The sequence below is a fragment of the Pseudoxanthomonas sp. 97-1-1 genome (assembly GCF_057773125.1).
Map to the genome: position 1 here is coordinate 1,436,854 of NZ_JBYMTJ010000001.1, position 13,150 is coordinate 1,450,003.

The following is a 13,150-nucleotide window of genomic DNA, read 5'->3' on the forward strand; positions in this document are numbered from 1 at the left end:
GTGCGCGACAGGGGACGGTGACCACCCTATCGCCCGGATACGCTCAGGATCGTGGTCGGCGTCAGCAGCTCCAGCTCCGCAACGTCGATCACCGCACCGTTCGTGAACTGCAGCCGGTACTCCCGGTAGTCCCCGGGCTTGCCGATGCGGAATGGCCGAAGCTGCCGCGCCCACTTGAAGTCCTCGGCATCACGTTCGTCCAGCGTCGTCCACGAACCTGCTCCGTTGCGACCCTGCAGCGCCCAGGCCAACCCCGGCAACGGCGCGCCGCCACTGGTGATGGTGTAGTGACTCACCCGGGTCGCCGCACGGAACCGGACATCGACCGCCGCCTGCGCGGGCAATGGCAGCGAAGTGGCGGCATCGTCGTCGAACAATCCCGGCGATGCTTTCCCGGCCAGCGCGATGACCTCCGCGTTGCGCGACGCATCCGTCAGGCCCGCAGGTGCCGTACCTGCCGCGGTCATCGAGGGAGGAAGCGCGTCGGCCCCGCTTCCCCACTTGGACGGCGTGCTGCCCATGACGAATTCCAGGACGCCGCCGTTGGCGATGTCCTCATGCCGGAGCCAGGCACGGTCCCACGGGCGACCATTGAGCTTCAGCGACTGCACATAGACGTTGCGGTCGTCGTTGCCGTGGGCAATGACGGTAAGGGTGCGCCCATTCTCGAGCCGCACGTCGACACGCTTGAACGCGGGCGAGCCGATCACGTACTCCGGCGCTCCCATCCGCAGCGGATACAGCCCCATCATGCCGAACAGGTACCACGCCGACATCTCGCCGTTGTCTTCATCGCCGGGATAACCCTGGCCGATCTCGCTTCCCAGATACAGCCGGCGCAGCACGTCGCGGGTGATGCGCTGCGTCTTCCAGGGCTGGCCGGCGGCGGCATACATCCAGGGAATGTGGTGCGAGGGCTGGTTGCTGTGCGCGTACATGCCCATCCGCACGTCACGCGCTTCGGTCATCTCGTGGATGACATTGCCGTAGGTGCCTGCGAACTCGCGGCCTGCGGTTTCCGGCGTGGCGAAGAATTCGTCAAGCCGATCCGCCAGCGCCTTTTCCCCGCCCAGCAGCGTTGCCAGCCCGGCTGCGTCGTGCGGCACGGTGAACGCGAAGGTCCATGCATTGGCCTCGGTATAGTCGCCACCCCACATGCGCGGATCGAAGTCCGGCGCCGGCTGCCCCCATGCGCCCTTCGCATCGCGCCCGCGGAAGAACCGGGTCGCCGGATCGAACAGGTGTGCATAGTCGCTGGCGCGGGCCTGGAAGTACTCGGCCTCCTCGCGATAGCGCTGCGCGCGCGCAGGATCGCCTTCATCGGCGGCCAGCGCCCGGCCGAACTGGGCCAGGCCGAAGTCGTTGATCGCGCCCTCGAGGGTCCAGGACAGTCCCTCGTGCACGGCGTTATCCGCGTAGCCGCGATACATCGAATGCACCAGGCCCTTGCGCCCGACATTGGACACGGGCGCAACGACGGTGGCGTTGCGCAGTGCGGCCTCGTAGGCTTCATCGGCGTCGAAGCCACGCACGCCCTTGAGCCACGCGTCAGTGAACGCGACGTCGGAGCTGGTACCGACCATCAGGTCCGCATAGCCCGGCGACGACCAGCGGGCGATCCAGCCGCCATCGCGGTACTGCTGCAGGAAACCGTCGATCATCTCGCCGGCGCGCCCGGGGGCGAACAGCGCGTACGCGGGCCAACTGGTGCGGAACGTGTCCCAGAAGCCATTGTTGACGTAGATCCGGCCGGCCTTGATGGATGCGGAGGTGCGCAGCGGGTCGCCGCCTGCATGGTCCTTCGACCAGCTGTTCTGGTCGGCGTGTCGCCAGTCGGGACGCTCGACGCTGCCCACGTTCTCGTGCGCGATGTTCGGATACAGGAACAGGCGGTAGAGATTGGAATAGACCGTCGTCAGTTGGTCTTCGCTCGCGCCGTCTACCTTCACCCGACCGAGCAGCGCATCCCATGCTGTCTGCGCACGCTCACGCACGGTGTCGAAACCCTCGGCCCCGATCTCCTGTTCCAGGTTGCGCCGCGCCTGTTCCACCGAGATCAGCGACGTGGCGATGCGCATGTTCACTTCATCGCCGCCGCCACGCGCGAACTTGATGTAGTGCGTGGGGCGTCCGGTCTCGATCGCACCGCTGCCGGCCCACGGCCGGTCGAACGTCGCGTAGACGAACATCCGGGTGGCGCCATTCGACAGGCCGCTGCGGGTCTCGGTGTAGCCGTGGAGTGTCTGCGTGCGGGAATCCAGCGTCAGGCCGGCGCGCGCATCGACGTTGTCGAACAGGAGATTCGCGTCCCCGCCTTGCGGGAACCGGAACCGGAAGATCGCCGCGCGCTCGGTCGGCGCGATCTCGGCCCGGATGCCGTTGTCGAAGTCGACGCGGTAGGTGTGCGCCCTGGCGAGCTCGTTCTCGTGCGAGAACGACAGCGCCCGGCGCTCCCGGTCGGCTTCGGGCACGCCGCGCGTGGAGGACGGCATCACCTGGAAGGTCTGGCGGTCGCCCATCCACGGGCTGGGTTGGTGGCTGATGGACAGCGCCTGCAGGCGCGGCCGGTTGTCGGCACCGTTGTGCTCGCTCCAGCGATAGAGCCATGCCAGCGTGCCCGCATCGGTGACGGGTACCCAGAAATTGAAGCCATGCGGCATCGCGGTCGCGGGGATGTTGTTGCCGCGAGAGAACGTACTGTTGGACTGCGTGCCGCGGTTGGTCAGCACCAGGTCGCTGGGGCGCCGCGCCGACATGCGTGGCGACTCTTCGATGGCGATGTCGTCGATCCAGCCGCTCGCGCCAGCGCGCGAGCCTGGCTGCAGCTCCAGCTCGATGGCCTTGATGCGTCGCCCGTGCAAGGCAGGCAGGTCGCCCAGGTGGACCTGCTTCCGTGCCCACTGCTGGGGATACAGCGTCATGGAAGCCGCCTGGCCGGTCGCACCAATGGCGGCTCCTTGCTGATCACGCGCGCCGGCATCGGTCAGCCGCGTGCCGTCGTCGAGCACCAGGTCTAGCGAAACGCCCGTGGACGTGGAGACATCGCCTTCGACGATCTCGGGCAACACCATCCACGACAGGTTCGTGTCCGTGCCGATTCCGATATCGACGGTGTAGAGATGCGCACGACCTGCCACGTCGCCGCTATATTTCAACGCATGCATCCCGCTGTAACCCATGCCGCGCTTTGCCGCGTACGGTTGGTCGGGTCCGTTGCCCACGGCCGTGCGGACGCCGCCTGCTTCCGTCAGCGCGGGGGCGGGCTGGCCAGGTTCGAACGATGTCGAAAACTGCGCCTCGCGCGCGCCTGCGGCGCCGGAAGCCAGGAGCAGCAGGGTGGCGAGCACACCGGAGGATCCTCTCCGGTGGCGGGCAGCATCAGACATCGCGGCGCAGCACTGACAGGACGTCATGGCAAGCCCCCATGGTGTGGTAGTCGGTTTTTCCGGCGGGACTCTTGTCGTCGTCGTACTTGCGGTTCTCGCGATCGAGGATGCGGAACCACGCACCATGCTGATGGTCGATCATGTGCCGCCAGGCGTAGTCCCACAGCCGGTCGTACCACGCCAAGTAGCGCGCCTCGCCGGTGGCGCTGGCCAATCGCGCCGCACAGGCGAGCGATTCGGCCTGTACCCAGAAGTACTTGTCGTCGTCGCAGATGAAATGGTGGCCATCGGGCAGCGACGGACCCGCGATGTCCTTGCGCAGCGACTCCGGGGCGAAACCGTAGACCAGTCCGCCAAACTCAGGGTCCCACGATGCTTCCATCGAGCGGTCGAACAGCTCCGCGGCACGCGGCACCAGCCAGTCGGCGGCCGTCGCGCCTGCGTCGCGCAGGTGGCCATCCAGGATCAGCAGCAGCTTGGCCCATTCGGTCTGGTGCCCGGGCTGGAAACCCCACGGTCGGAACAGGTGCCGGGGATCGTCGCGATGGTAGTCGGTGTCGACCTGCCAGTTCGCGTCGTAGTGCTCCCAGACCAGGCCTTCGCTCTGGGCCGCCTGGCGCCGGGTCATGTGGTCGGCCAGCTGCAGCGCGCGCTCCAGGTAGCGACGCTCGCGGCTGGCCTCGTACGCGGCCAGCATGGCTTCGCACATGTGCATGTTGGCGTTCTGCCCGCGGTAGGGACTGAACTGCCAGTCGCGCGTGGCTTCGTCACGGTACAGGCCGTGCTCCGGCTCCCAGTAGCGCGTTTCCAGCAGGTCCCAGTGGGCGTCCATCCAGGTCCGGCACTCTTCCACGCCTGCGCGCAGCGCAATGGAGTACGCCAGCAGGACGAAGGCGGCGCCGTAGCAGTGCTGCGTGGTGTCTTCCGGCACGCCGTCGCGCAGCGTCCAGAAGTAACCGCCACTCTGTGGATCGAGGTGCCGTTCGCGCAGGAAGGCAAGCCCGTGACGCACGGCCTTCATGTACGCATCGCGCAGCGCAGGATCTTCCTCGCCGAACTCGCGGGCCGCGGTTGCGTAGTTGAAGACGAACCGGGTGCTGCTGACCAGATGGCGATGGGAAGCGTCGTAGACGCGCCCGTCGTCCTTGAAGTAGTGGAAAAAACCGCCTGCCGGATCGATGCAGCGGGGATGGTAGAACGCCATCGTCCTGCGGATGTGGTCGCGCAGGAAGGTTTCGCTGCGGAAGTCGTCGTGCACGGGAACGGACTGCGTCATGGCGTCGGCATGCTCCGGGGAATGGGGGAATCGGAGGGAAGCGCATCGGCCAGCGAACGTATCCGCAGGGCGCTGCGCAGGGTGTCGGGATCCGCATCGGAGGCCACATGCAGCGAGATGCGTTCGCCGGGAAGCAGGATCAGCGCGTTGTCGGACAGGTCGGCGTCGACCTGGCCGAAGTCGACCCACACCGCGCGGGCCAGCGCCGCGGCGGTGATATCGAGCACGTGACGGTCGCCTTCCTGGCGCAGGTGGGTTTGCAGGCGGGGATCGGGCCACTGCATGTCCTTGGCCGCCGCGGGATAGACGACCTCGCGCGCGGCGGGTTCGCCGTCGGCGGCCAGATCGAACATCGCGACCGTCGACGATGGCGGCGCGCCACCGAACAGCTCTGCATCATCGTAGGTGGCGATGCGCGACGCCGACAGCGGCGCGATCTCGACCCGTCGCGTCTCATCCCGCAACACTCGCCCCTGCAGCGTCATGACGCGCAGGCGCAGCGTGCCGCCACGCGGCGTGGTCCGGTCCGAAACGATGCTGACGGTGGTTTGTCCTTCCTTGCGCAGGGCAGCGACGGTGACCGGCGCGAAGAACCGGCGCGCATGGAACTGCAGCGCCTTCCAGCGCCCGAACCAGTCGATGCCCGACCACGAAGCGCCGGGCCACACATCGTTGAGCTGCCAGTACAGCGAACCCATCGTGTACGGCCGGCTGGCGCGATGGTGCCGCGCCGCCAACCCGATGCCTTCGGCCTGCATCACCTGGCTCAGGTAGACGAAGTCCGCGAAGTCGCGCGGCTCGCCGAACTCCATCCGCACGTAGTGCAGCAGACGCTCGTTGCCCTTGCCGGCCATGAACTTCTGGTGGGCCTCGATCACCGGCGCATCGACACGCTGTTCATCGCGCGCCGCAAAATGATCGATCGTGCGCTGCACGGGCCACGCCTGCAGGCCGTACTCGGACACGAAGCGCGGCGTCACGTCCAGGTAGGCCGAGGGCGGGCGCGCCGGATTGCCCCAGACCTCCCAGTAGTGCATGTCGCCGCTGGCCGGCGTGTTCGCCACCTCGGCCATGTCGTCGCTCGGCGAGCTTGGCCAGTAGGCGATGCCACCGGCCTCCTCCTCCACGACCTCGCGCAGGTCATGGCCGAACAGTTGCGCGTAGCCTTCCCAGACGCGTTGCGCGAACACCGGATCGGCTTCCTTCAGTGTCTTGCCGTGGCCCCAGTATTTCCAGGCGATCTCTTCCTCGTTGTTGCCGCACCACAACACGATGCTGGGATGATTGCGCAGCCGCTGCACCTGGTCGCGCGCCTCCGCCACCACGTTGGCGCGGAACGCGGGGTCATAGGCGGGCTGCATGCCGCCGCCGAACATGAAGTCCTGCCAGACCAGCAGGCCGAGTTCGTCCGCGATGTCGAAGAACGCATCGCTTTCGTAGTAGCCACCGCCCCAACTGCGGATCATGTTCATGTTCGCATCGACTGCCGACTGCAGCACGCGCCGCAGCTGCGCGGTGGTCACCCTGGGCTGGAACATGTCGAACGGGATCGCGTTGGCGCCCTTGGCGAAGATTGCGATGCCATTGACGTTGAAGGCGAACCCCCTGCCCTGCGCATCCGGGTCGCGGCGCAGCACCACACTGCGCAGGCCGGTCCGTTCGCCCCGCGCGTCGATGACCTGAGTGCCGTCAAGCAGTTCCAGCTCGAAGCGGTACAGCGGCTGCGACCCATAACCGACCGGAAACCAGCGCTGCGGCTTTTCGATGCGGATCGCCTGCGAGATGCGATTGACGCCGGCCGCCAGCGACACGCGTTGGGTCGCCGCGAGCACGCGTTCGCCATCGGGCGCGGTCCGCCACAGGCGCGCGAGGTAGCGGCCGGCGCGTACGGCGTCGACTGTCGCCACCGCGGTCACGTCCGCGCGCGCTTCCGTCACACGGTCCTGGCGCAGCTGCAGATTGTCGATCCGCGCGCGGTCCCAGCTTTGCAGGCGCACCGGCTTCGAGATGCCCGCCGTGACATAGCGCGGCCCCCAGTCCCAACCGTAGTGGTAACCCGGTTTGCGCACGAAGTTCGCGGTCATCGCGTCCTTCGGTTCGTCGCCGTAGGGCGAGGGATAGTTGCCGGCGATCCGGTGCGGCATCGCCTGCACCTGGGGCAGCAGCTTCGCGATCGGCGAGCGCAGGATCACGCGCAGTTCGTTCCTGCCCGCGCGCAGCCGGCCATGGACGGGCACGCGCCATGTCCGGAATGCGTTGTCGGCGTCGAGCACTTTCTCGCCATTGAGGAAGACCTCGGCGAAGGTATCCAGTCCTTCGAACACCAGGTCGCTGCGCGCGGCATCACGTGTGTCGCGGGATACGTCGAAGTTCGTCCGGTACTCCCAGTCGGCGAGGCCGATCCATTGCAGGCCGGCCTCCGGTGCACCCTTGTAGGGATCTGCAATGAGGCCGTTAGCGAGCAGGTCGGTGTGCACGGTGCTGGGCGTCGTGGCGCGATGCCATTGTCGTGGTGCCTGTGCGGGACCGGCGCCGGGCGCGACCTTGCCATCGGTCAGTTGCCGGAATTCCCAGCCGCCTTCCAGCGTGCGTTCGCTTGCCGCCTGCGCCATGGCGGGGACGGCCCCTGCGATCAGCGCAAGCACGAAGAGCACATGCACCTGCCATCCGCGACACAGGATGCGGCCCGTGTGGTGCGTGATGAAGTGCGGCATGTGGACTCCCCGGTTGATGATCGATGCGTGCATTGTTCGACACCTGCGCGGCTACCCGCACACGCGGGGCCTTCCGGTGAACGACGTTCCGGAATTCCGACGGCTGACCATGGCGCGCGTGCGGCGCCGATGGCATTCCGTGCGAATAAGCCCTAGTTGGATCGATCCAATTGCGCGGCTAAGATGTAGCATGCCGGGCGCGACGACGCATGCTGCTGCGCAGCAGGAAGCGATCGGCACCCTTGTCCGGCGCGCGGCGCGTTCACGCCGCCGACCACGGGGAGCCCGAGTGACCGGTCTCGCGGGCGTGTGCTAGCTTCGCCGAATTCGACCGATCCAAAAGGGTGCAGGATGAACACGCGGTACGCGACGAAGGTCTTGATGCTGGCGGGTTTCGCAGCGTGCGCGATGACGGTGGCGGGAAGCGCGTGGGCGGCATCGGCAGACATCGGCGAGGCCGCGTACGAGGCGGTGGATCCCTTCATCGGGACGGGGGGTGAAGGCCATACCTACCCCGGCGCCACTGTTCCGTACGGCATGGTGCAGCTGTCGCCCGACACCCGTATCCAGCCACGCAAGGACGGTTATGGCTGGGCCGCCGGCTACCGCTACGACGACACCACCATCGTCGGCTTCTCGCACACGCATTTTTCCGGCACCGGTCATTCCGACCTGGGCGACCTGCTGCTGATGCCCACCACCGGCGAGCTGAAGCTCGAACGCGGCGACCCCGACAAACCCGGCAGCGGCTATACCTCGCGCTTCCGCCACGCCACCGAAACCGCCCAGCCCGGCTACTACGCCGTCACCCTGGACGACTACGACGTGCGCGCCGAACTCACCGCGAGCGCGCGCGTGGGCATGCATCGCTACCACTTCCCCGCCGGCAAGCCCGCGCATGTGGTGCTGGACCTGCGCACCAGCATGTACGACTACCCCGGCAAGGTGTCGTGGTCGCGCGTACGCGTGCGCGCCGACGGCACGGTCACCGGCTTCCGTGAAACGCGCGGCTGGGCGCCGGGCCGCCAGTTGTATTTCGCCCTGCGCTTCTCGCAGCCGGTCACCGGCCATGCGCTGCACAACACCGAACAGGACATCCCGTACAAGGGGTTTCCGCCGCCCGGCGAGAAAGACCCGCGCCAACGCGCGCAGATCGAAGGCCGGCAGCTGGTTGCGGCATTCGACCTCGCCCCGGGCGCCGGCAAACCCGTGCTGGTGAAAGTGGCCATTTCGCCGGTCAGCGAAGACAGCGCCATCGCCAACCTCGATGCCGAATCGCCCGGCTGGGATTTCGACGGCATGCGCGCGTCCGCCAAACAGCAATGGAGCGAAGCACTGGGCGCAGTGGATGCCCAGGGCGACCCGGCGCAGCGCACCCGCTTCTACACCGCGCTGTACCACACGCTGCTCGGCCCGACGCTTTTCATGGACAGCGACGGGCGGTACCGCGGCCCGGACAATGCCGTGCACCAGGCGAAAGGCTGGACAAACTACTCGACCTTCTCGCTATGGGACACCTATCGCGCCCTGCATCCGCTGGCCACACTGGTGCAACCGCCGCAGCGTACGAACGACTTCGTCAATTCGCTGCTGGCCGCGCGCCGCGAGAGCCCGTACGGCGTGCTGCCGGTATGGTCGTTCCATGGGCAGGAAACGTGGTGCATGATCGGTTACCACGCGGTGCCGGTGATCGCCGATGCGTACATGAAGGGCATCCGCGGCTACGACGCCGAGGAAGCGTTGCAGGCGATGGTGGCCAGCGCCAACTACGGGCCGTACGACGGCATCGCGCAGTACCGCGAGCTGGGCTACGTGCCCATCGACGAGGAAGGCGAAGCAGCCAGCAAGACGCTGGAATACGCCTTCGACGACTGGACCGTGGCACAGATGGCGCGTGCGATGGGCAAGGCCGATGTCGCCGCAACGTTCGACAAGCGCGCCGCCAACTGGAAGCATGCGTTCGACGCCGACACAGGCTTCATGCGCGCACGCAAGCGCGATGGCAGCTTCCGCACGCCGTTCGACCCCAGCGCCAGTGGCTACGGCACCGACTACACCGAAGGCAATGCGTGGCAGTACTCATGGTACGTGCCGCAGGACGTCGCGGGCCTGGCGGAGGCGCATGGCGGCGACGATGCGCTGCTGGCGCGCCTGGATGCGGTGTTCGATGCGAAGGTGGATGCGTCGGTGTTCGCGCACATGGAGGACATCACCGGCCTGATCGGCTGGTACGCGCACGGCAACGAACCCAGCCACCACGTGGCCTACCTGTATGCCTACGCGGGCCAGCCATGGCGCACGCAGGCACGGTTGCAGCAGATCATGTCCAGCCAGTACGCGGCACGTCCGGATGGCCTGGCCGGCAACGACGACCTGGGGCAGATGTCGGCGTGGTACGTGTTCACCGCACTCGGGTTCTATCCGGTCACGCCCGGCAGCAACCAGTACATCATCGGCCGGCCGTTCCTGCCGCGCGCGACACTGCATCTTCCGAATGGCAAGCGCTTCAGCATCATCGCCGATGGCCTGGACGATGCGCATGCCTACGTGGGCAGCGCCAGCCTCAACGGCAAACCGCTGACGCGCGCGTACCTGACCCATGACGAGATTCTCGCCGGTGGCGAACTGCGCTTCGTGATGCAGGCGAAACCGAATACCACCTGGGCCACCGATCCGACCCAGCGTCCGTACTCGATGTCCCGCTAGCGCCGGCTCGCGGCATCCAGCGCTGCGCGAAGTGCGCGGACGCGCGCCGGATCGGTTTCCGACCAGTCCGCCGCCAGTCCCTGCAAAGCCGGATTGTGGAACGCCATCGAGGAAACGCGTGCCGCCTTGGCCGAGGCATGGAACTCGCAGGCGCCGGTCAGCGTCGCCAGCGCGGCGACATTGCCGGCATCGATGCCGGCGCCCGGCATCACCGTCACCCGGCCCGCGGCCTGACGCACCAGGGCGGCGATGCGGTCACCTCCCGCCATCGCCGTGGCCTGCCCGCCTGACGTCAGCACGCGCTGGCAACCCAGGGCGATCACCTGTTCCAGCGCCTGCGCCTGGTCACGTGCCGCGTCGAAGGCGCGGTGGAACGTCACCTGCAACGGCCCCGCTGTGGCGACAAGTCGTTCGCACAACGGCAGGTCGATGCCGCCATCGGCCTGCAGCGCGCCGATCACCACGCCGTCGCAGCCCAGGCGCACGCACATCTCGATGTCACGCAGCATCACGTCGGCTTCGCGGGCGTCGTAAAGGAAATCGCCTGCACGTGGCCGCACCAGTACGAACAGCGGAATCCGCACGCGTTCGCGCGCGAGCGCCAGCGTGCCGTAGGACGGCGTGGTGCCGCCGGACGACAGGCCTTCGCACAGTTCCACCCGGTCGGCACCGGCCGCCTGCGCCGCCAGCGCGGAGCCCAGCGAGCCGGCAGCGATCTCCAGCGCCAGCGGCGGGGATGCACTCACGCGCCTTCACCGTAGACGGCGTCGGAGGCGAGCAATGCGTCCTGCCGCTGCGCGTCGCAGACCGCGTAGACGAAGCCCTGGTGCAGCGCGAATGCACCCACTTCACCGTGCTTGTTCAACGCCAGAAAACAGACCTGCAACGCCTTGCTGGCTTCCGGGCGCTTGCGCACCACCCGCGCGATGGCCTCGCGGCACGCCTCCATGGGCGAACGGCCCTGCCGCATCAGTTCCACCACCAGGAAGCTGGCCGCGTTGCGGATCATTTCCTCGCCCACGCCCGAGGCGGTGGCCGCGCCGACCTCATTGTCCACGTAGAGGCCTGCACCGATGATGGGGCTGTCGCCCACGCGACCGTGCAGCTTCCACGCCATGCCGCTGGTGGTGCAGGCGCCCGCCAGGCGTCCGTGGCGGTCGATCGCCAGCATGCCGAGCGTGTCGTGGTTGTCGCGGTCGCCCGGCCGCTGCCTGCGCTCGGCATTGATCTCGGGCTTGTACTCGGCGCGTGCACGCCACTCGCGCCATGCCTGTTCGGCCTGCGGCGTCAGCAGGCGTTGTTTACTGAAGCCCTGTTCCACCGCGAACTGCTGCGCGCCATCGCCGACCAGCATCACGTGCGGCGTTTTCTCCATCACGCGCCGCGCCACGCTGATGGGGTGGTCGATGTCCTCCAGTGCCGCCACCGCGCCACAGCGGCCATCGCCATCCATGATGCTGGCATCCAGGGTCAGGATGCCGTCGCGATCGGGGTTGCCGCAGCGCCCGACCGTGGGGTTGCACAGATCCGTCTCGGCCCAGCGCGCGCCCTGTTCCACCGCATCCAGTGCGCCACCGCCCGCCGACAGGATCTTCCACGCCGGCTGATTGGCCTGTACGCCGAAATCCCAGGTGGACACCACGCGCGCGCCCGTCGGCGTACTGCCCGCCGGCTGGCTCGCCGACCGGCCGGACAAGGCCAGCGCACCGGCCGACAACGCCGCCTGGCCCAGGAATTTTCTTCTGCCGTTCATGCCTGCTCCTCATGTGCTGGTTCGGCGCGCGCGGGTCGATGCGTGCGCGCATGCATCGCGGCACCCACCAGGCCGAGTTGCCCGTGGTCGATGCGCCACAACGGTGGTGGCGTGCGTGCGCCGGTGAATTTTTCGGCATATCGCCGCGCAAAGTCGCCCTGGTGCAGGAACGGCGCGATGTGGCGGGTCACGCCGCCGGCCAGGTAGGCCTGGCGTGCGCCGACGGTGAGCACCAGGTCGCCGATCAGGCTGCCGAGCCAACCGCAGAATACCTCCAGCGTTTCCCGCGCCAGCGCATCGTCGCCACGGGCGGCTTCCACCAGCGGTGCGACCTGCTTCCAGCGCGGCACGGCGCCGCGCACATCGGCCAGCGCATCGTAAAGATGCATCAATCCGTTGCCGGACAACACGCGTTCGTTGTCCACGTGCGACCAGCGTCGCGACAAGCGCTGCAGCACGTCCAGTTCGACGGCAGTGTGGGCGGCCAGCGCCGCGTGGCCGGCTTCGCTCAGCAGCACTTCACGGCCCCGTGCATCCAGGCACAGCGCCGCGCCCAGCCCGGTGCCCGGACCCAGCACGAGAGCCGGCGACTGCATGCCGGGGTCGTCCTGCGCAAGCAGTGCCACCAGCGCGCTGCGCTGCACGCCGGGGATGGCACGTGCGACGGCTTCGAAATCGTTGATCACCTCCAGCGACACCAGCCGGGCTTCCTGCGCCGTGCGCCGCACGGACACCTTCCACGGCAGGTTGGCGTTGACCAGGCGGTCGCCATCGAGAAAACCGGCGATGGCGACAACACCGGACGCCACCCGCAGGCCCGGCCGGGTCGAGTGGAGGCGCAGCAGGTAGTCTTCCAGGATGGCGGCAAGGGACGCGTGCTCCGCGCAGCGGTACATCGCCATGTCCCGCACATCGATCGGATCGTCCTCGGCACACCAGCCCAACCGGGCATGGGTGCCCCCAACGTCGGCCACGAGGCAAGCGATCCGGTGCTGCGAAGAATCCATGGGAAAACTCGGCCGATGCCGGGATCACGTGTGGAGACGCAGCACTATACGTTCGATTTGGATCGTTTCAAAAGGGAAGGAAGGCCGCGCCCGGACCCGCCCGGAAACATGCTTGCGCGCAACGGCCGGCTCGTGGCTCGCCGCCTCATCGGAGGGCGAATGCCGCCGTGTCCGGCGAGGAGGTCCCGAACGGAGTTGGGGTGCCGATCAAACAGGGACACGATCCGATGCAGGGACCTGCCCAGTTGCCAGCGATCCCCCCTCCGCGCCTTCCGGCCGTCGGTGCCATGGATCCTCTTCCCGTGCCT

The 13,150-nt window shown here is 67.7% G+C and carries 7 protein-coding genes; 1 reads left to right on the plus strand and 6 read right to left on the minus strand.

The features are described 5' to 3' along the window. Nucleotides 1-26: 26 nt before the first annotated feature. From AC3DET_RS06705 to AC3DET_RS06715, 3 genes are read right to left on the minus strand one after another with little or no spacing between them, the layout of a single operon-like run. Entirely contained in the window at nucleotides 27-3,386 is a 3,360-nt protein-coding gene (locus AC3DET_RS06705; protein WP_488391099.1) for a GH92 family glycosyl hydrolase, read from the minus strand. Continuing rightward, nucleotides 3,379-4,662 (minus strand): AGE family epimerase/isomerase, encoded by a 1,284-nt coding sequence (locus AC3DET_RS06710; protein WP_488391100.1) that lies wholly within the window; start codon nucleotides 4,660-4,662, stop codon nucleotides 3,379-3,381. The genes AC3DET_RS06705 and AC3DET_RS06710 overlap by 8 nt, the downstream gene beginning before the upstream one ends. Next, nucleotides 4,659-7,376 (minus strand): beta-mannosidase, encoded by a 2,718-nt coding sequence (locus tag AC3DET_RS06715; protein ID WP_488391101.1) that lies wholly within the window; start codon nucleotides 7,374-7,376, stop codon nucleotides 4,659-4,661. The genes AC3DET_RS06710 and AC3DET_RS06715 overlap by 4 nt, the downstream gene beginning before the upstream one ends. Before the next feature lie 351 nt (nucleotides 7,377-7,727). Here AC3DET_RS06715 and AC3DET_RS06720 point away from each other — a divergent pair, with 351 nt between their 5' ends. After that, entirely contained in the window at nucleotides 7,728-10,082 is a 2,355-nt protein-coding gene (locus AC3DET_RS06720) for a GH92 family glycosyl hydrolase (protein ID WP_488391102.1), read from the plus strand. Here AC3DET_RS06720 and AC3DET_RS06725 read toward each other — a convergent pair. Genes AC3DET_RS06725 through AC3DET_RS06735 form a run of 3 tightly spaced genes read right to left on the minus strand, consistent with a single transcriptional unit; the run spans nucleotide 10,079 to nucleotide 12,809 of the window. Continuing rightward, complete coding sequence (locus AC3DET_RS06725; protein WP_488391180.1) at nucleotides 10,079-10,810, minus strand: copper homeostasis protein CutC; 732 nt, start codon at nucleotides 10,808-10,810, stop codon at nucleotides 10,079-10,081. The genes AC3DET_RS06720 and AC3DET_RS06725 overlap by 4 nt on opposite strands. 14 nt (nucleotides 10,811-10,824) lie before the next feature. Further along, a complete protein-coding gene (locus AC3DET_RS06730; protein WP_488391103.1) occupies nucleotides 10,825-11,835 on the minus strand; it encodes a glycosylasparaginase in 1,011 nt (336 codons plus the stop codon). Continuing rightward, complete coding sequence (locus tag AC3DET_RS06735; RefSeq protein ID WP_488391104.1) at nucleotides 11,832-12,809, minus strand: glucokinase; 978 nt, start codon at nucleotides 12,807-12,809, stop codon at nucleotides 11,832-11,834. The genes AC3DET_RS06730 and AC3DET_RS06735 overlap by 4 nt, the downstream gene beginning before the upstream one ends. Nucleotides 12,810-13,150 lie beyond the last annotated feature (341 nt).